Genomic DNA, 17,167 nt, shown 5'->3' on the forward strand with positions numbered 1-17,167 from the left:
GGCCGTTCGCTTCAGACCGGCTCGACCGGCATCTCCGGCACGCCGGCCGCCTCGATCGCCGACCCCGCGGCGAGGCACAGATCCTCTCGGTAGCGCGCGGCGACGAGCTGAACGCCGACCGGCGTGCGCCCGACGAGCCCTGTGGTGACGGTCAGCGCCGGGACGCCGATCGGGGCCAATCCGACTTGCAGGAGATTCGCCTCGAAGGCCCGGGCGATGCCGGCATCCCCGGTGCTGTCGAGCCCGTCCGGGAAGGGCAGCTCGGCCGAGACCGGCACCAGCAGCACCGGGTTGTCGGCGAGGAACAGCGACCACTCCCGCGCCAGCGTCGCCCGCCGGGTCAGCGCCCGGGCGATGGCGTCGGGGGGCATGGCCTCGGCCCGAGCCCGAAAACTCTCCAGAAGTCCGATGGCCGCGGGATCGCCCTCGCGCTCGGCCGCCTCGCGCACCGCCGCGTAGCCGTCGCCGAGCCAGAGCTGGAGCTGGATCTCGCACGCCTCCCGGATCGGCGGCGTGTCGTCGATTTCCCTGACGGCCCAGCCGGATTCGGCGAGGCGCCGCGCGGCGTCCCGCAGGGCGGCCTCGACCTCGGGTACGACGGCGAGACCGCCGGGCCGCACGCACAGGGCGACCCGCCGCGGCCGCTCCGGACCTTCCAGCGGTGCGGGCACCCACCACGGGTCGCGGGGATCGGACGCGGCCATGACATCCAGGCCGAGGCGGACATCCGCGATGCTGCGGGCGAGAGGCCCCGACACCGCCATGAGCTGCGGCCCGATCCCGCGCTCGGGCGAGGTCGCGTTCCAGGCCGGGATCCGTCCCAGGCTCGGGCGCAGGCCGTGCACGCCGCAGGCATAGGCCGGATAGCGCACGGAGCCGGCGATGTCGGTGCCGTGGGCGATCGCCCCGATGCCGGCCGCGACGGCGGCGCCGGCTCCGCCGGACGAGCCCCCGGGTGTCAGCGCGGGATCGCGCGGATTTTTGGTCTCACCATGCATCTGGTTGGTGGTGAACCAGCGCAGCGAGAAGGCTGGCGTGTTGGTCCGTCCCAGCAGCACCGCCCCGGCGCGGCGGAGATTGGCCACCACGGGGTTGTCGGCGTCGGCCACGAGGTCGCGCTGGAGGCGCAGCCCGTTCGTGGTCGCGAAACCTCGCTGATCGGCATTGACCTTCACGGTCACCGGCACACCCGCGAGGCGCCCCGGGGTCTCGCCGCGCGCCCGCGCGGCGTCGACCGCGTCGGCCTGGGCCAGCACGTCTTCCGGACGGTGCTCGACCACGGCGTTGATCCGGCCGTTGACCGCGTCGAGCCGGCCGAGGGCGTCCTGCGCGGCCTCGCGGGCCGAGACCTGACCGGAACGGATTAGCGCCGCGAGGTCGGTCGCCGTCAGACGCCAGAGCTGCATGGACATTCCTTTCGCGTGCCCCTGGGGGGCGAATCGGACTTTGCGAATCACGCCGTCCGCGGGCGTCCGGCTGGAACGGTCACCTTATTCATAATGCAAGCGTGAGGCCGCTTTTTTGAGCATGTTGGGATCGCCAACATCGGCAAAGGCTTGCCGCGCTGCAGCGGAAATACTTAAGCATTCCGTGCCTGCGGGGCCTTGCCAGGCACCGCGCGGCAGATAACCTCGCCGTCATCCGCGGGCTCGATCCGCAGGCAAATGGAAGGGGCGATCTATTCGGACGAGAGCTGGCAACCTCAAGCACAGGAGGGCTCCCATGGCAGAGGTGATTCGAGTCAAGCCGACCCACGACGGAACCTACACCGTGTATCGCGGAACGCTCGCGCTGATCAGTGGTCTCACCCGTCTTCAGGCCGAGCGCTACGAAGCGAGCCTGAGCCGTCAGCAACAATCCGATCTGCTGAGCGCGACCGCCTGATCAACCAACTGGCCAGCGCGACCGCCCATCCGGGACGCGCCGGCCCTCGGCCTCATGCGCGGTCGACGGGGCCCAGGTCGACGGGGCCGAGGTCGCACAGGACACCGGCCGCATCGAGGCCCCGCCGGCGGGCGCTGACCGTGAAGGCGGCCCCCGATGGGGTGATCTCGTACAGAAGATACGATGCGCGGCGCGAGGCGATCGCCCCGTGCCCGTCCGGCCGGGCCGAGGCCGAGGGAACGCCGACGACCGGCACGCTGCGCCCGTCCGGCCCCGGGATCACGGCGCTGCTGAGCACGTGGTTGTGGCCGTGCAGGATCAGCTCGGCGCCCGCCCGGGCGATCATGGCCGTGAAGGCGGCCGCATCCTTCAACTCGCGCCCGGCCGCCGCGCCGCCGGGCTGCGGCGGATGGTGAATCATCACCACGCGGAACGGCCGGCCCGGTTCGGTGGCCAGCGCCCGCAGCAGGGACTCGGCGGCGGCCAGCTGCGGCGCGCCGAGGCGCCCGGTGGCCACGAACGGTTTCGTCGGGATCGCGCTGGAGAGGCCGACCAAGGCCACGGGCCCGCGCCGCCTGAGGTAGGGAAAGCACCCCGACGATCCCGAATCGTCGCCGGTGTAGCGCCCGCAGGCGGCGAGCAGACCTTCCAGCGAGCCACGGACATAGGCGTCGTGGTTCCCCGGCACGAAGCTCACGGCCTCGGGCGGACCCAGGGCTTCGAGGAAGGTGCGCGCCGTCTCCCACTCGCTCGGCAGGCCGATGTTGCACAGGTCCCCCGTGCAGGCGATGTGCCCGGCCCCCTGCCCTTTCAGGTCCAGGACCAGGGCCTCCAGCACGGACATGTCGTGGCTGCGCGAGCGACCGCGCCGCCAGTTGGCGTAGCCGGTGGCGCGCTTGCCGAGGAGCTGGTGCAGGCGCACCCGGCCGAGGGGGCCGACATGCGGGTCGCTGAGATGGGCGAGGCGGAAGGTCAACGCCGGGGATCACGCGTCAGAGGACCGGAGAGCCCGCCTCGCATCGCGGGCGCGGGCACCGACGTCAAGCGCTACCGATCAGCATACCGGCGGCGAGCACCAGTGCGCCCCCGAGCAGCACCTGCAGGGCCGCCCGCCAGAAGGGCGTCGCCATGAAGCGCGTGCGGATCGCCGCGATCACGACGAGCTCGACCACCACCACCAGAATGGCGAGGCTCGTGGCGAGAATGAACGGGTTCGGCCAGCCTGCAGGAAGCGTGTCGGGGATCGCGTAGGGTAGCGTGTGGCCGAGGCCGCCCAGGGTCGTCATGACCCCGCAGACGAGCCCGCGCAGCCACGGCTGCCCGCGACCGGTGACGCGGCCGTCGTCCGACAGGGCCTCGGTGAACCCCATGCTAATCCCGGCCCCCACCGAGGCCGCCAGACCCACCAGGAAGGTCGCGCCATTGTGACCCGTGGCGAAGGCCGCGGCGAAAATCGGCGCCAGGGTCGAGACCGAACCGTCGATCAGGCCGGCCAAGCCCGGCTGGACGTAGCGCAGGACGAAGGCGCGACGGGCCTCTGTGGCCGTCTCCGCGGTGCTGACGAGGGCAGCTGCCATCCCAAAAACCCCTTTCTGGATCGATTCCAATCTACAGTCTGGAATTGGTCTAAACAAGGGTACCGCCGTGTTTTCGCCGCGCCGCGGGAGCATCCGCGGCGCCGGAACGGCCGCCGGCACCGGCGACCCTATCCGTCTGGTTGTGGGCGAGACCGATTGTTTCGTCTCAGGCGCGGGGGCTAGAGCATGCACGGTCCGTTTCGATCCGGAACCGATCAGGCGTTGGCGGTCCAGCCGCCTCAGGCGTGACATGAGCCTCGGTAAGCGTTTCCTCCGTCATCCCGCCGTGCAACAGGCCCTCGGCCGCCTCGCGGCGGCGTATCTGCGGCTCGTTCAGGCGACGAACCGGTTCGAGGTCCATGCTGCCGGCGCCGGCCCGGCGGGCGTGGACGTCTGGATGGATGCGCGGCTGCCGCTCATCGCCGGCATGTGGCACGGGCAGCACATCATGATGCCGTTCATGCGCCGCCCGGGCGACCGCGTCGCCACGATCATCTCCAAGAACCCGGATGGCAACATCAACACCATCGCGCTGGAACGGCTCGGCGTGCGCGTGATCCGGGCGTCCGGAGCCCGCGGGCGGAGCCGCACCAGCGACACCCGCGCCAAGGGCGGCGCCGAGGGCTTCCGGGCGATGCTGCGCGCCCTCAAGGCCGGTGATTCGGTGGCCTTCAGCGCGGACGTGCCGAAGGTTTCGCGCCGGTGCGACGCCGGGATCCTCACGCTGGCACGCTTCTCCGGCCGGCCGATCGTCCCCGCCGCCGTGGTGACGAGCCGGCACCTGCGCTTCCGCTCCTGGGACCGCGCCTGCCTGGGTTTGCCCTTCGGCCGCGGGGCGGTGGTGCTGGGCGATGCGGTCTACGTCCCGCGCGACTGCGAGGGCGAGGCGTTCGAGGCGCTGCGGCGCCACGTCGAGGCCGAGATGGACCGGGTCCATGCCCAAGCCTACGCGCTGGTCGGGCGTGCCGACCGGGCCAAGCTCTACGGCGATCCGCCCGCCTCCACCGCATCGGCGCCGATCGGAGACGCGGCGTGAGGCGCCCCTCCGTGACCCTGCCGCTGCAGGTGTACCGGGCCGGCCTGTGGATCGGCGAGCCGGCACTGGCAGGGCTGCTGGCATGGCGCGCGCAGCGCGGCAAGGAGGACCCGCTGCGGCTCCCCGAACGGCGCGGCCTGCCGGGCCGGGCCCGCCCGGTTGGGTCGCTCGCCTGGATGCATGGGGCGAGTGTCGGCGAAGCGCTGTCGCTGATCGGCCTCGTGGACGGCATGATCGCCCGCGGTTTCTCGGTGCTGGTGACCACGGGGACGCGCGCGGCCGCCGACCTGATCGGCGCCCGCCTGCCGATCGGAGCGGTGCACCAGTACATGCCGCTCGACGCGCCGCGCTGGATGGCGCGCTTCCTGGACCATTGGCAGCCGAACCTCGCGGTGATCGCCGAATCCGAGATCTGGCCCAACACGATCCTGGAACTGGACGAGCGCAAGATTCCCCTGATTCTGGTCAACGGGCGCATGTCGGAGCGCTCATTCCGCGGCTGGGAGCGCTGCCCCCGCACCGCCAAGGCGCTGCTGTCGCGGATCGCCATCTGCCTCAGCCAGACCCAGGAGGACGGGGCGCGCTTCGCCAAGCTCGGCGCGCCGCGGGTGAGCGTCGCGGGGAACCTGAAGTTCGACGCGCCCGTGCCGCCGGCCGATCCGCAGCAGCTCGCCTATCTGGGCGCCATGATCGCCGGCCGGCCGATCTGGGTCGCGGCCAGCACCCATCCGGGCGAGGAGGCCATGGTCGCCTACGCGCACGCGATGCTCAAGGCGGAGTTCCCGCAACTCCTGACCATCATCGCGCCGCGCCACCCCGCCCGGGCGCCGGAAGTCGTCGAGTGCGCGAGCGCCGTCGGCCTGCGCAGCGCGCGACGCTCGACCGGCGGGCGCCCGCACCCGTCCATCGAAGTCTACATCGCCGACACGATCGGCGAGCTGGGCTTGTTCTACCGCCTCGCCCCCCTGGTGTTCCTCGGCGGTTCCCTGGTCCCGCGGGGTGGCCAGAACCCGATCGAGCCGGTGCGCCTCGACACGGCGGTGCTGCACGGGCCGCACACCGAGAATTTCGACGCGATCTACCAAGCCCTCGATCGCGCGGGCGGGACCCTGGCCGTGCGCGACGGCGTGGACCTGGCCTCCCTCGCCGGCGAGCTCCTGCGGGATCCGGCGCGCCTCGCCGGCATGGCGCGGGCCGGACACCACGCCCTCCGCCCCTTCGAAGGCGCGGTGGCGCGGACGCTCGCGGTGCTCGATCCCTTCGTCGCGCAGATGAAGCTTCAGCGCCTCGACCGGAGCGACCGGGTGCGCCCGCTCGCGCGGGCCTGATGCGGCCGCCGGGCTTCTGGGCGCGAGGACCGGACCACCCGGCCGCCCGCTGCCTCGCCCCGCTCGGGGCCGCCTACGGGGCGCTGGTGGCCCGGCGCATGGACGATCGCGGCGTCGCGGCGGGCTGCCCTGTCGTGTGCCTGGGCAACTTCACCCTCGGCGGGGCGGGCAAGACACCCGCGTCCCTCGCGGTCGCAACCCTGCTGATCGAGCGCGGCCGCACACCCGCCTTCCTGTCCCGCGGCTACGGCGGTCGGATCGCCGGGCCGATGCAGGTCGATCCGGGCCGGCACGGGGCCGCGGAGGTCGGCGACGAGCCGTTGCTCCTCGCCCGACGGGGGCTGACGGTGGTGTCCCGCGACCGTCCGGCCGGGGCCGCCCTGTGCCGGAGGCTCGGCGCCGACACCGTCGTGATGGATGACGGGTTGCAGAACCCGACGCTCGGAAAGGACATCACCCTCGCCGTGGTCGACGGTCCTGCCGGCATCGGCAACGGCCTGACCTTTCCGGCCGGGCCGCTGCGCGCGCCGCTCGACCGGCAATGGCCGCACGTCTCCGGGCTGATCGTGGTTGGAGACGGGGCCGCGGGGGACGCGCTCGCCGGGGAGGCGGAGCGCCGTGGCCTGCCGGTGCACCGGGCACGCCTGGTTCGCGACGACGACGGTCTCGTGGGTCGACGCTGCCTCGCCTTCGCCGGGATCGGCCGACCCGAGAAATTCTTCGCCACCTTGAGGGAGGGGGGAGCGGAGATCGCCGGCACGCGGACCTTCCCGGATCACCATCCCTATCGGGACAGGGACCTCGCCGCCCTGTCCGCGGAGGCGCGGCTTCTCGGAGCCGACCTCGTCACCACCGAGAAGGATGCCGTGCGCCTGCCGCTCGCTGGCGCGGCGGGCGTTCGCGTGCTGCGCGTGAGCCTCGTCCTCGACGACGTGGAGGCTCTGCAGCGCCAGCTCAGCGGCGTTTTCCGCGACACGTCGTGAGGGACCGCGCAGGGCTCGGGTCGGCGGGGAGTCGAGGGCCCGGACTTCGACGCTCCGCATTGCCGTTCGCGGCTCGCCTTCCGTGCACCGGGATGGCGACGGTCCAGGCGCCTCCGCCCGATCCCGGCAGGCGATGGGGCCCGGGTTTCCCGCGCTGCGGGGATCAGGCGTCCCGCACCCGCGGTCCCGGCGCCGGTCAGGGCCGACCGGTTTCCTTCAGCCGCTGCAGGATCGCCTCGGGGGAGGCGTAGGCCTCCTGGCGCAGGGCACTCCAGTAGCGCAGCGCTTCGAGCTGGATCGGCTCGCCGGTCACCGCGCAGCGCACGAAGCTGCCGGGCTTGACCACCCGCATGGTGCCGTCGCCGTACTCGACCACGGCCTCGCCATTGTTCGCGCGCTCGAAACGACCCAGCACGTCCGCCTCCTGCTCGATCCCGTCTTCTACACGATCCGACCCCGTCGCAATCCCCCAGGGGACTCAGATCAGCATCGACGGGGTTTCATCGCGCGCCAGCATGGCCCGCGCCGCATCCGCATCGACATGCATGCGTTCGACCAGCGCATCGGCGCTGGCGAACCGCTCCTCACCGCGGATGAAACCGATGAATTCCACGGCGATCTCCTGGCCGTAGAGATCGCCGGAGAAGTCGAACAGGTAGGTCTCAAGCAGCGGTGCGCCGTCGTCGAAGGTCGGGCGGCGGCCGTAGCTCGCCACGCCGTCGCGGAACCGGCCCGGTCCAAGGCGGACCCGCACCGCGTAGATGCCGTGCGCCAGCCCGCAATCGGGCAGCCGCATGTTGGCGGTGGGGAAGCCGAGCTCCCGGCCGCGCTTGTCGCCGTGACGCACCGGTCCCAGCACGAACCAGCGGTAGCCCAGCAGGGCGTTGGCCCGAACGACGTCGCCCGCGGCGAGGGCTTCGCGGATCGCGCTCGACGAGACCGGCCGGGTCTCATCGCCGAGGGCGACCGGCGCGACGATCCGGCAGCTCATGCCCGACCCGCGGCAGAGTTCCGCCAGGATCGCCGGGGTGCCCTCGCGGCCCCGGCCGAAATGAAAATCGTGGCCGACCACGACCCCGGACAGGCCGAGCGAAGCCTTCAGGAAGTCGCGCACGAAGGCGCCGGCCCCGGTCTCGGCCAGCGCGCTGTCGAACCGGCGCACGATCAGCCCGTCGAGGCCGAGGCGGTTGAACACGATCTCCTTGGCGGCCGGGCCGGTGAGCCGGAACATCGGCGCGTCGGGCATGAAATAGGCCCGGGGATGGGGCTCGAAGGTCAGGATGACCGCCGGACGGCCCGCCTCGCGGGCCGCGTCGCGCACGCGCTCCACGAGCCTCCGGTGGCCGAGATGAACGCCGTCGAAATTGCCGATCGCCGCGATGGCTCCCCTCAGCACAGGCGGCACCGGCATGTCCGCCCCGCAGATCGTGAAGGGCCGCGCGGCCGTCTCGTCGCCTGGGACCATCGGTTCGGGGTCGGATGCTCGGAAAGGTCGGATGGGGTCGCCTGACATGTCCGCGAGGGGCCCGACGCCGCCGGACCCTGCCGAAAGGTGTCCGGGGGGTCAAGCGAGGTCGGTCCGCGCCACCGGGCCCGGTGCCGAGCGGCTGACGCGGCGATTAACGGCTTCGCAATGCGCTTGCCCTATTTTCAATGCTGTGCATCGCAGCTAGAACGCCGAGTTAGCGAAGCGTTAATTGATCCGGGAGCCGCCGCGGCCTCCCGCCGGGCAATACGGAGCAGTTGTTCGATGGCTCTCGATTTGAGCATGCCGATCCTCGTTGTCGACGATTACCAGACGATGGTCCGCATTATCCGTAATCTTCTGAAGCAGCTCGGCTTCGAGGAGGTCGATGACGCTTCGGACGGTACCGAAGCACTGGCGCGCCTCAAGGGCCGCAAGTACGGACTCGTGATCTCGGATTGGAACATGGAGCCGATGACGGGGTACGAGCTGCTGCGTCACGTCCGGGCCGACGAAAACCTCCGGACCACGCCGTTCATTATGGTCACGGCCGAATCGAAGACCGAGAACGTCATCGCCGCCAAGAAGGCCGGCGTGAACAACTACATCGTCAAGCCGTTCAACGCGGCCACGCTGAAGTCGAAGATCGAAGCAGTCTGCGGGAGCTGAACGGCCCCGTGCAGCGCTCCCCGCATCGCTCGTCCGGATCGCCCTCGCCCCCGACGGTGTCGAGACGCGGTCCGGAGAGCGAGGGCGTCCATCGATCCGAGGAGAAAAGCATGTCGTCAGTCCTTGCGCGGCAGGCCGAGTTCCGGCTTCGGGAACCGCAAGCCGTGATCTCGGAGCTGATCGAGATCGCCGACTACATCGCCCATCTTCGCGAGGAGATCGGTGCGCTGCGGGCGAACGAGATGAGCCGCGACCGGATCCCGATGGCGCACGAGGAACTCGGCAGCGTCGTCGCGGCCACCGCGGGCGCCACCAACACGATCATGGAAGCCGCGGAGGCGATGCTCGGCCTGCCGGACGGGCCCGGCTACCGCGACGCGGTGGAGGATCGCATCAACACGATCTTCGAGGCCTGCGCGTTCCAGGACATCACCGGCCAGCGGATCGCCAAGGTGGTGGAGTCGCTCCGGCTGTTCGAGCAGCGACTCGCGCGATTCGTCGGCGCCGTGAAGGCCCGTGACGCCGCCGCCATGGACCCGGCCGAGCGCGCCCGCCGGGCTCGGGCCGAGGATCTGATGCTGAACGGCCCCCAGGCCATCGAGGCGACCCCCTCCCAGGACGACATCGACGCGCTGTTCGCCTGACGCGATCCGGTCCCCGGCCGTCGACTCCGGAGACCCGCGCCGGTTAGACCGTCCTACGCGAGCGGCCGTTCCGCGGCGCCGGAGGGAGACCAGGGCAGAAATGGCGATGCGGCTCTGGTCCGATCTCACGACGGACGATTTCTCCAGCCGCGACATGCGGCGGGCGATCGCGGTGCTGCCGGTCGCCGCCGTCGAGCAGCACGGCCCGCATCTCCCGCTCTCCACCGATTGCGACATCGCCGAGGGCTACCTCGCCCGGGTGCGCGCGCGCGCGCCGGCCGACCTCGACGTCCTCCAGCTGCCCGTGCAGGCCGTGGGCAAGTCGGACGAGCACGACGCCTTCCCGGGCACGCTGTCGCTGGAGACCGGAACAGGGCTCGCGGCCTGGACCGGGCTCGGCGCGGCCGTCCACCGCGCCGGCTGCCGCAAGCTGGTGATCGTCACGAGCCATGGCGGCAACAGCGCGCTCATCGATCTCGTGGCGGGCGAGCTGCGGGCCCGCTTCGGCATGGTGGCGGTGACCACCGCCTGGGCGCGGTTCGGCTACCCGGACGGCCTGTTCCCGGCCGCTGAGATCGCGCACGGCATCCATGCCGGCGGCGTCGAGACCGCGCTGATGCTGGCCCTGCGGCCCGACCTCGTGCGGACCGACCGGATCGCCGATTTCCCGCCGCGGACGCTGGCGATGGCCCGCGACTTCACCCACCTGCGCGCCGGCCGCCCGGCCGCTTTCGCCTGGAAAGCCGGCGACCTTCACCCATCGGGGGCGCTGGGCGACGCGCGGATCGGCACGGCCGAGGCCGGGCGCGCGGCGCTCGACCACGCCGCCGCGGCCTTCATCGCCCTGTTGCACGACGTGGATGCCTTCGAACTCGACGGGTCGGGGCAGGCGTAACCGCCGCCGCCGCCCGGTCGAAGGAACCGGTACGCCGGGCGAGATCCGCCGGTATGCGGGAGTTCCGGACATGCGCCCTGCCCTTCTGATCTCCATCGCGTGCCTCTGCGGCGCCCTCGGCGCCTCCCCCCGTCCGGCCGCCGCCGCGGAGCGCCCCGTCGTGGTCGAACTGTTCACCTCGCAGAGCTGCTCGTCCTGCCCGCCCGCGGAGGCGCTGATTGGCCGGCTCGCGCAGGAGGGGTCTGAGGTCCTGCCGCTCGCCTTCCACGTCACCTACTGGAACCACCTGAACTGGCGGGATCCCTACAGCCTCCCGGCCGCCACCGCGCGCCAGGAGGCCTACGCCGCCCGCCTCGGCGGCTCCAGCTACACGCCGCAGGCCGTGATCGACGGCCGGGTCGGTCTGGTCGGGTCCGACGAGGCCGGCCTTCGCGCGGCCATCGCACGGGCGCGTGCCGGCGGACCCGCCATTCCCATGACGCTGGTCCGCGACGACGGCCGCCTCGTCGCGCAGATCGGCCCGGGCAGTCCTTCGGGAAGCCGCGCGGGCCGCGTCCTGCTGGTGGGCTTCGATCCGAGCCGCACCACGAAGGTGCTGCGCGGCGAGAATGCCGGACGCACCATCGAGCAGGTGAACATCGTGCGCTCCGTACAGGACCTCGGCTCCTGGTCCGGTGCGGCCGAGACCTTCACGCCGGCGCGTCCCGACGGTGAGGCGGCGGCCCTGCTGCTGCAGGCGGAGGACGGGCGCTTCCTGGGCGCAGCCCGCCTCGGTCCGTCCGGGGCCGGCCGGGAGGCGCTGCGATGATCCTCGTGATGGCCGGCGACATGGCTCCCCGTAGCTGGACGCTGGCGCCGGGATCCGGCCGTGCGCTAGATACGACGCGTGCCGGGGAACGGAACGGCGGCGGAGCCCGCATGGTGCTCGAAGAGGAACTGGCGACCCTGATGGCGTCGGCGCAGGGCGGCGACGCGGTCGCGTACCGCTCCCTGCTCAAGGCCTGTCTTCCGGTCGTGTCGGCGATCGCGCGGGCGCAGGGCGTGCGTGGCGAGGCCGTGGACGATGTCGTCCAGGATACGCTGATGACCGTCCATCGCGCCCGGGCGAGCTACGACCCGTCCCGCCCGTTCCTGCCCTGGCTTCGGGCGATCACGCAACGGCGGACGATCGACCGCCTGCGGCGGGCCGGCCGCCGTCCCCGGGAGGTCAACGATCCCCTGGCCTACGAGGCCGAGGTCGATCCAGGCCCCGCCCCCGGCCAGGGCCTGGAGGCGCGGGATCGCGCCGCCGCCCTGGCACGCGCGGTGGCGGCGCTCCCCGATGGGCAGCGCCAGGCGGTGGAGCACCTCGGCATGCGCGAGCTGTCCCTCGACGAGACGGCGGCGCTTACCGGCCGCAGCAAGGGGGCGCTCAAGGTGAATCTGCACCGTGCACTGAAGGCGCTTCGGGCCAGCCTGACGCAGGAGAAGGAGTGATGCCTGGGGACGGAAGCCGCGCCAGCTGCGCGATGACGCGTCACGAGAGCCTCGTGGAGGAGCTCGCGGGCCGGCTGGACCCCGTGCGGCCCCTGCCCTCTCCGGTCGCGCGCGCGGCCCTGTGGCTCGGCGCGGCCCTGCTGCTCGGGCTCGGCTTGGCGGCCTTGGCCGGGACGGGAGGGTTCATGCTGCGCATGCGCGTGCCCGACCTCGCCCTGGCGGCGCTCGGCGCGGTGCTGACGGCGGCCGTGTCCGCCTTCGCGGCCTTCGCGACCAGCATTCCGGGCCGCTCCGCCGGCTGGGCGCTGCTGCCCCTGCCGCCGCTGGCCCTCTGGATCGGCGCGAGCGGGTTCGGCTGCCTGCGGGAATGGATCGCCCCGGGGACCGATATCCCCGGCGGCCACACGGTGACGGGCTGCTTCAGCTTCCTCGTCTGCGTTTCCGTGCCGCTGTCGGCGCTGATCGTCGTCATGCTGCGCCGCGCGTGCCCGCTGCGGCCGAACCTCACCGCGGCCCTCGGCGGTCTGGCGGTCGCCGCCGCGGCGGCCGCCCTGCTGATGCCGGTTCATCCCCACGACGCGACCGCGACGGATCTCCTGATCCACGCGGTGGCGGTCGCCCTCATCATCGCGGCGAACGGGCTGGCCGGGGGGCGGCTACTCAGCCGCGACGCCAGGTTGAGCTGATCGGGCTGCTTCCTCAATCGGCGTAAGGGTCGCGCCCCGGCCAATCGACGATCTGATCCGGCAGTTCGTCCTCCGAGAACTCCTCCTCGTTGCCGGCGAGCCGGCCGCGCACCGAGATCCCGGCCTCGTGAACGCTTCCCGGCCGGCCCGAGATCAGCGGGTGCCAGGGATAGAGGGGCTCCCCATCCCTGACGAGGCGATACGCGCAGGTCGGCGGCAGCCACGCGATCGTCCGCACCGCCTCGGGCGTCAGACGGACACAGTCGGGCACGCGCTTCTGGCGCCGGGGATAGTCGCGGCAGCGGCAGGTGAAGCCGTCGAGCAGCGTGCAGCCGACATCGGTGTGGTGGACCTCCCCGGTGTCCTCGTCCTCGAGCTTCATCAGGCAGCACCGGCCGCACCCGTCGCACAGGCTCTCCCACTCGGACGGGGTCATGGCTTCGAGCGACGTGGTGCGCCAGAACGGCTCGACCGCCCCGCGGCGCGGCGCCTCGGGCTTGGACATGGTTGAGGTCTCTTGAACGGGCAGGCGCCTCTCTGCCCGAGCCGCCGCGCGGGGGCAAGCGGCGCCGCGGGCGACCGTGTGCGACCGGATCGCCCGCTGGCGCGTTATGCCCAAGCTCGTCCGCGGCGTTTCGCGAGACTGCGCAGAGCCTCGCCGAGGGATCCGGATCCTGCTATGGACTCCGGACGCCGCGCCGTGGTGCGGGCGCAGGTTCCGTGCCCGCGGCGCGGGCGTTCGACCATCCGCCGCCAGGATCCGCCGCAGAGGCGCTCGACAAGCCGGGTTCGACATCGTGCGCCTGCCGACGATCACCGAGATCAAGATCCGCCTCGAACGCGCCGCGCTCGCGTTCGATGCCTGGGTGAACGCCACCCTGTACGACGGCGGCCGGTCCACCGGCGACGTCTACGAGCGCTTCCAGCGCGTCATGGGGCGCTTCGCGGTGCGCGGCTGGAAGCGCGCCGCCCTCGACCTGACCAGCGAGGGCGTCACCCTCGGGACGGGCGGCGCGGTGCTGATGCTGGCGCTGGCACAGCCCGCCTTCCAACTCACCAGCGAGAACTGGCTGAAGCAGCAGGACCTCGCCGTCACCTTCCTCGACCGCTACGGCACCGAGGTGGGCCGGCGCGGCATCAAGCACGACGATTCGCTGAAGCTCGACGACTTCCCCGACATCATGATCAAGGCGCTGGTCTCCACGGAGGACCGGCGCTTCTACGAGCACTGGGGCATCGACCCGATCGGGACGCTCCGGGCCCTCGTGAACAATTCCAAGGGCGGCGGCGGCACCCAGGGCGGCTCGTCGATCACCCAGCAGCTCGCCAAGAACCTGTTTCTGACGAACGAGCGCTCGCTCGAACGCAAGGTCAACGAGGCGTTCCTGGCCCTGTGGCTGGAGAGCCACCTCACCAAGAACGAGATCCTGAAGCTCTACCTCGACCGGGCCTACATGGGCGGCGGCACCTTCGGCGCGGTGGCGGCAGCCGACTACTATTTCGGCAAGCCGCTGAAGGATATCAGCCTCGCCGAGGCCGCCATGCTGGCGGGGCTGTTCAAGGCGCCGACCAAGTACGCCCCGCACGTCAACCTTCCGGCGGCCCGCGCCCGCGCGGCCGACGTCCTGCACAACATGGTGGAGGCGGGCTTCGTCACCGAGGGGCAGATCCAGACGGCCCTGCGCAATCCGGCGACGCCGGTGACCCGCACCCGCGACATCACCGCGGATTACTATCTCGACTGGGCCTTCGGCGAGATCAAGGGCATGGCCGACGCCGGCAAGCTTCGCAACGATCGCGTGCTGACCGTGAAGACGCCGCTGGACCTCGCCATCCAGAAGCGCGCCGACGAGGTGGTCGCCGACACGCTGCGCAAGTCGGGCGACGCCCTCGACGTCGACGAGGCCGCCATGGTGATCCTCGACCCCGACGGGGCGCTCCGCGCCATGGTGGGCGGCGCCGATTACGGCGAGAGCCAGTTCAACCGGGCGACGGATGCGCTGCGCCAGCCCGGCTCCTCGTTCAAGCCGTACGTCTACTCCGCCGCCCTGGCCTCCGGATTGTTCAAGCCCGAAACCGTCGTGGTCGACAGTCCCGTCTGCATCGGCAACTGGTGCCCGCAGAACTACGGCCGGTCCTATTCCGGGCGGGTCCCGATGTGGCTCGCGGTGGCGAAGTCGATCAACACGATCCCGATCAAGATCTCGATCGCCCTCGGCAAGGCCATGGGCATCTCCCACGAGGCCCGGGCCGCCAAGGCGGGCCGCGCGAAGATCACCGACCTCGCCCACAAGATGGGCATCACCTCGAACCTGATCGATACGGTCTCGATGCCGATCGGCTCGGACGAGGTGACGGTGATCGATCAGGCGGCGGGCTACGCGGTCTTCGCCAACGGCGGCTTCCGCGCCAAGCCCTACGCGGCCATGGAGGTGAAGAATTCCTCCGGCGAGGTGATCTATCGCCACGCCGACGAGGCGCCCGAGCGCGTGCTCCCGCCCCAGGTCGTGGCCGACATGAACTTCATGCTCAACAAGGTGGTCGAGGAGGGTACCGGCAAGCGGGCGCAGCTGGAGGGCGTGAAGGTCGCCGGCAAGTCCGGCACGACGAACGCCTACAGGGACGCGTGGTTCGTCGGTTACACCGGCAATTACGTCGGTGCCGTGTGGTTCGGAAACGACGATCACACCTCGACCAACAAGCTGACCGGCGGCTCGCTGCCGGCGCAGACCTGGCACGACGTGATGGAGCCGGCGCACCGCGGCATCGAGATCAAGGGCTTGCCCGGCCTCAAGGACAGCCCGCGCGCCGCGCAGCAGCAGGCCTCCGGCGGACCGACGGCCCCGATCGATCCCAATGCCAGCGCGTACGGCAAGCTGTCGCGGCGCTCCTTCGAGGTGATCAGCGGCCTCAACGGCCTGTTCCGCACGGTCGAGCGCGGGCCGGCGGCGGGTGCGAATGCCGGCGCCGCCGGCGAGCCGCGCAAGACCGAGAAGAAGCCCGGGGACCGCGCCGCGGCCGGGTCTGCAGCGCGCGAAGTCGCCGAGGGCGCGAAGTCCGTCGGCGGCTTCATCGAGGTGCGGTGAGCGCATGAAGCTCACGATGCCCGAGGGGTTCGGCCGCGCGCTCGCGGCGGGCGGATCCAATCCCGCGTCCCGGCGCGGCCGCCGCAACGGCGTCGGCCGGCTCGTCGCCCGCCTGTGGCGCAAGAGCTCGGTGGCCGGCCTCGCGGCCTATGCTCTGGCCCTCGGCGGCGTGCTCGGCCTTGCCAGCGCCGACTGGGCGACCAGCGGCGGCTACCCGTTCGGCGGCGTGCAGGTCGGCGACTGGACGGCCTGGCCCCGCGCCGGGGCCGCGAATGCCGATCCCTACACCCGCGCGGTCAACGCCCGGAGGGGCGAGATCCCGCTGGCGGTGGGCGAGGGTCTGCTGCTCACGGCGGCGGCGGACGATGCCGGTCAGGCGCTCGACGCCACCTGCACCTACCGGATCGGTGGGGGAACGCCCCCGGCCCGCGCCTGGACCCTGACGGTCGCCGGCCGCGGCCCGCGGGATCCCGGCCGTGCCCCCGTGCGCGAGGGCTTCACCTCTACGGAGGTGCTGCGCTCGGCCGACGGGCGGTTCACCGTGGTGCTCGGGCCCGAGGTCCAGCCCGGGAACTGGCTGCCCAGCCCGCGGGCGAGCGGGCCGGTACGGCTCGCGCTGCGCCTCTACGACACGCCGGTCGCCGCCAGCGTCGGATCCCTCGACCGGAGCACCGTGCCGGCCGTCACGCGACTGGGATGCGCCCCGTGAGCCTGCGCGTCGTCTACGCCACGCTGGTCGGCCTCGTCCTCGCCGGCCTCGTCCACATCGCGGCGGTGCTGGCGATCCCGGTCCTGTCGGAGAAGGATGCCGTCTCACGCACCCGCACCAGCGAGGGCCTGGACCATCCGCAATCGATCTACGCGGTGGCGACCGGCGACGACCCCTCCACGCCCGAGGCGTGGCTGCCGATCCCGGATCCGGCCGTGGCGGTGGGCGTCTGCGCCTACGACCTCGCGGACGGCCCGATGCGCGTCTCGGCACGCACCGGGCCGCTGTCCCTGTCGCTCGCCGCGCACGCGCGGCGCGGCGCCTTCTACGCGGTCACCGACCAGGCCGCTGTTCGCGGCGCCCTGGACCTCGTGATCCTCACCCGCGCCCAGTACGACGAGGCGCTCGCCGACGACGACGAGAACGATCCCAGCCGCGACGTGCGCATCGTCGCGCCGGACAGCCGCGGCTTCGTGGTGGTCCGGGTGATCGCCGGTCTCCCGAGCCAGCGTCCCGCCGCCAACGCCGCGGTCCAGGCCGTGTCCTGCACCACCGACACGCCCGCCGACGAAGCGGGGAAGGATGGCTCCGGCAAGGGATCGGGGCGGTAGGGCGTCGAAAGCCGGAGTGTCGGGGCCCTGTATCGACGGGTTTCGACCCTGGGCCGCGGTATAGAGGACCGGACGCGTCCTCGGATCGGCCCTTCGGCGATGTCGACCGTGTTCGGAT

The 17,167-nt window shown here is 72.0% G+C and carries 18 protein-coding genes and 1 pseudogene; 13 read left to right on the plus strand and 6 right to left on the minus strand.

Annotated elements, in window-relative coordinates:
• Positions 1–11: 11 nt before the first annotated feature.
• Positions 12–1,406, minus strand: a complete 1,395-nt coding sequence (locus tag MFF58_RS10735; protein WP_238287189.1) for an amidase family protein — start codon at positions 1,404–1,406, stop codon at positions 12–14.
• A gap of 316 nt (positions 1,407–1,722) precedes the next feature.
• On the opposite strand from MFF58_RS10735, the gene MFF58_RS10740 reads away from it, so the two are divergent.
• Positions 1,723–1,884: a hypothetical protein gene (locus MFF58_RS10740; RefSeq protein ID WP_238287191.1), complete on the plus strand. Its 162-nt coding sequence runs from the start codon at positions 1,723–1,725 to the stop codon at positions 1,882–1,884.
• Positions 1,885–1,936: 52 nt separating this feature from the next.
• Here the strand turns inward: MFF58_RS10740 and MFF58_RS10745 are convergent, their stop codons facing one another.
• A complete protein-coding gene (locus MFF58_RS10745) occupies positions 1,937–2,860 on the minus strand; it encodes a metallophosphoesterase family protein (protein ID WP_238287192.1) in 924 nt (307 codons plus the stop codon).
• Positions 2,861–2,924: 64 nt separating this feature from the next.
• Positions 2,925–3,416: pseudogene (locus MFF58_RS10750) on the minus strand (VIT1/CCC1 transporter family protein); the annotation flags it as partial.
• A gap of 295 nt (positions 3,417–3,711) precedes the next feature.
• Between MFF58_RS10750 and MFF58_RS10755 the strand changes: the two are divergent.
• The 3 genes from MFF58_RS10755 to lpxK are packed head-to-tail and all read left to right on the plus strand — an operon-like array spanning position 3,712 to position 6,808.
• The gene (locus MFF58_RS10755; protein ID WP_238287195.1) at positions 3,712–4,497 is read left to right on the plus strand and encodes a lysophospholipid acyltransferase family protein; all 786 of its coding nucleotides are present in this window, start codon (positions 3,712–3,714) and stop codon (positions 4,495–4,497) included.
• Entirely contained in the window at positions 4,494–5,825 is a 1,332-nt protein-coding gene (locus MFF58_RS10760) for a 3-deoxy-D-manno-octulosonic acid transferase (protein ID WP_238287197.1), read from the plus strand. The genes MFF58_RS10755 and MFF58_RS10760 overlap by 4 nt, the downstream gene beginning before the upstream one ends.
• Positions 5,825–6,808: a tetraacyldisaccharide 4'-kinase gene (lpxK, locus tag MFF58_RS10765; protein WP_238287198.1), complete on the plus strand. Its 984-nt coding sequence runs from the start codon at positions 5,825–5,827 to the stop codon at positions 6,806–6,808. Before MFF58_RS10760 ends, lpxK begins: the two co-directional genes overlap by 1 nt.
• Positions 6,809–7,004: 196 nt before the next feature.
• Here the strand turns inward: lpxK and MFF58_RS10770 are convergent, their stop codons facing one another.
• Positions 7,005–7,223 carry a DUF2093 domain-containing protein gene (locus MFF58_RS10770; RefSeq protein WP_238287199.1) on the minus strand — a complete coding sequence of 73 codons (219 nt, stop codon included), beginning with the start codon at positions 7,221–7,223 and terminating at the stop codon, positions 7,005–7,007.
• Positions 7,224–7,286: 63 nt separating this feature from the next.
• Positions 7,287–8,273 carry a bifunctional riboflavin kinase/FAD synthetase gene (locus MFF58_RS10775; RefSeq protein WP_238287200.1) on the minus strand — a complete coding sequence of 329 codons (987 nt, stop codon included), beginning with the start codon at positions 8,271–8,273 and terminating at the stop codon, positions 7,287–7,289.
• 285 nt (positions 8,274–8,558) lie between these two features.
• Here MFF58_RS10775 and MFF58_RS10780 point away from each other — a divergent pair, with 285 nt between their 5' ends.
• From MFF58_RS10780 to MFF58_RS10805, 6 genes are all read left to right on the plus strand, one after another.
• On the plus strand, positions 8,559–8,942 hold the full coding sequence (locus MFF58_RS10780) for a response regulator (protein WP_012317888.1): 384 nt from the start codon (positions 8,559–8,561) through the stop codon (positions 8,940–8,942).
• Between the two features lie 110 nt (positions 8,943–9,052).
• Positions 9,053–9,586, plus strand: coding sequence for a protein phosphatase CheZ (locus MFF58_RS10785; protein ID WP_238287201.1), 534 nt, complete (start codon positions 9,053–9,055; stop codon positions 9,584–9,586).
• Positions 9,587–9,686: 100 nt separating this feature from the next.
• Complete coding sequence (locus MFF58_RS10790) at positions 9,687–10,481, plus strand: creatininase family protein (RefSeq protein WP_238287202.1); 795 nt, start codon at positions 9,687–9,689, stop codon at positions 10,479–10,481.
• 70 nt (positions 10,482–10,551) lie between these two features.
• Positions 10,552–11,289 (plus strand): DUF1223 domain-containing protein, encoded by a 738-nt coding sequence (locus MFF58_RS10795; protein ID WP_238287203.1) that lies wholly within the window; start codon positions 10,552–10,554, stop codon positions 11,287–11,289.
• Between the two features lie 110 nt (positions 11,290–11,399).
• Positions 11,400–11,957: a sigma-70 family RNA polymerase sigma factor gene (locus tag MFF58_RS10800; RefSeq protein ID WP_238287204.1), complete on the plus strand. Its 558-nt coding sequence runs from the start codon at positions 11,400–11,402 to the stop codon at positions 11,955–11,957.
• Positions 11,957–12,643, plus strand: coding sequence for an NrsF family protein (locus MFF58_RS10805; protein WP_238287205.1), 687 nt, complete (start codon positions 11,957–11,959; stop codon positions 12,641–12,643). Before MFF58_RS10800 ends, MFF58_RS10805 begins: the two co-directional genes overlap by 1 nt.
• Before the next feature lie 13 nt (positions 12,644–12,656).
• Here MFF58_RS10805 and MFF58_RS10810 read toward each other — a convergent pair whose 3' ends face one another.
• On the minus strand, positions 12,657–13,148 hold the full coding sequence (locus MFF58_RS10810; RefSeq protein ID WP_238287206.1) for a YcgN family cysteine cluster protein: 492 nt from the start codon (positions 13,146–13,148) through the stop codon (positions 12,657–12,659).
• Between the two features lie 292 nt (positions 13,149–13,440).
• Between MFF58_RS10810 and MFF58_RS10815 the strand changes: the two genes are divergently transcribed.
• The 3 genes from MFF58_RS10815 to MFF58_RS10825 are packed head-to-tail and all read left to right on the plus strand — an operon-like array spanning position 13,441 to position 17,049.
• A complete protein-coding gene (locus MFF58_RS10815; RefSeq protein WP_238287207.1) occupies positions 13,441–15,729 on the plus strand; it encodes a transglycosylase domain-containing protein in 2,289 nt (762 codons plus the stop codon).
• Between the two features lie 4 nt (positions 15,730–15,733).
• Positions 15,734–16,438, plus strand: a complete 705-nt coding sequence (locus MFF58_RS10820) for a DUF1214 domain-containing protein (protein WP_238287209.1) — start codon at positions 15,734–15,736, stop codon at positions 16,436–16,438.
• Complete coding sequence (locus tag MFF58_RS10825; protein ID WP_238287211.1) at positions 16,426–17,049, plus strand: DUF1254 domain-containing protein; 624 nt, start codon at positions 16,426–16,428, stop codon at positions 17,047–17,049. Before MFF58_RS10820 ends, MFF58_RS10825 begins: the two co-directional genes overlap by 13 nt.
• The last annotated feature ends 118 nt before the right edge of the window (positions 17,050–17,167 follow it).

The organism is Methylobacterium longum, from assembly GCF_022179385.1.
GTDB classification, from domain to species: domain Bacteria; phylum Pseudomonadota; class Alphaproteobacteria; order Rhizobiales; family Beijerinckiaceae; genus Methylobacterium; species Methylobacterium longum.

Coding starts and splice junctions, on each gene's coding strand:
- MFF58_RS10735 (WP_238287189.1), bottom strand. CDS start 1,406: ATGCAGCTCTGGCGTCTGACGGCGACCGACCTCGCGGCGCTAATCCGT.
- MFF58_RS10740 (WP_238287191.1), top strand. CDS start 1,723: ATGGCAGAGGTGATTCGAGTCAAGCCGACCCACGACGGAACCTACACC.
- MFF58_RS10755 (WP_238287195.1), top strand. CDS start 3,712: ATGAGCCTCGGTAAGCGTTTCCTCCGTCATCCCGCCGTGCAACAGGCC.
- lpxK (WP_238287198.1), top strand. CDS start 5,825: ATGCGGCCGCCGGGCTTCTGGGCGCGAGGACCGGACCACCCGGCCGCC.
- MFF58_RS10775 (WP_238287200.1), bottom strand. CDS start 8,273: ATGGTCCCAGGCGACGAGACGGCCGCGCGGCCCTTCACGATCTGCGGG.
- MFF58_RS10780 (WP_012317888.1), top strand. CDS start 8,559: ATGGCTCTCGATTTGAGCATGCCGATCCTCGTTGTCGACGATTACCAG.
- MFF58_RS10785 (WP_238287201.1), top strand. CDS start 9,053: ATGTCGTCAGTCCTTGCGCGGCAGGCCGAGTTCCGGCTTCGGGAACCG.
- MFF58_RS10790 (WP_238287202.1), top strand. CDS start 9,687: ATGGCGATGCGGCTCTGGTCCGATCTCACGACGGACGATTTCTCCAGC.
- MFF58_RS10795 (WP_238287203.1), top strand. CDS start 10,552: ATGCGCCCTGCCCTTCTGATCTCCATCGCGTGCCTCTGCGGCGCCCTC.
- MFF58_RS10800 (WP_238287204.1), top strand. CDS start 11,400: ATGGTGCTCGAAGAGGAACTGGCGACCCTGATGGCGTCGGCGCAGGGC.
- MFF58_RS10805 (WP_238287205.1), top strand. CDS start 11,957: ATGCCTGGGGACGGAAGCCGCGCCAGCTGCGCGATGACGCGTCACGAG.
- MFF58_RS10810 (WP_238287206.1), bottom strand. CDS start 13,148: ATGTCCAAGCCCGAGGCGCCGCGCCGCGGGGCGGTCGAGCCGTTCTGG.
- MFF58_RS10820 (WP_238287209.1), top strand. CDS start 15,734: ATGAAGCTCACGATGCCCGAGGGGTTCGGCCGCGCGCTCGCGGCGGGC.
- MFF58_RS10825 (WP_238287211.1), top strand. CDS start 16,426: ATGCGCCCCGTGAGCCTGCGCGTCGTCTACGCCACGCTGGTCGGCCTC.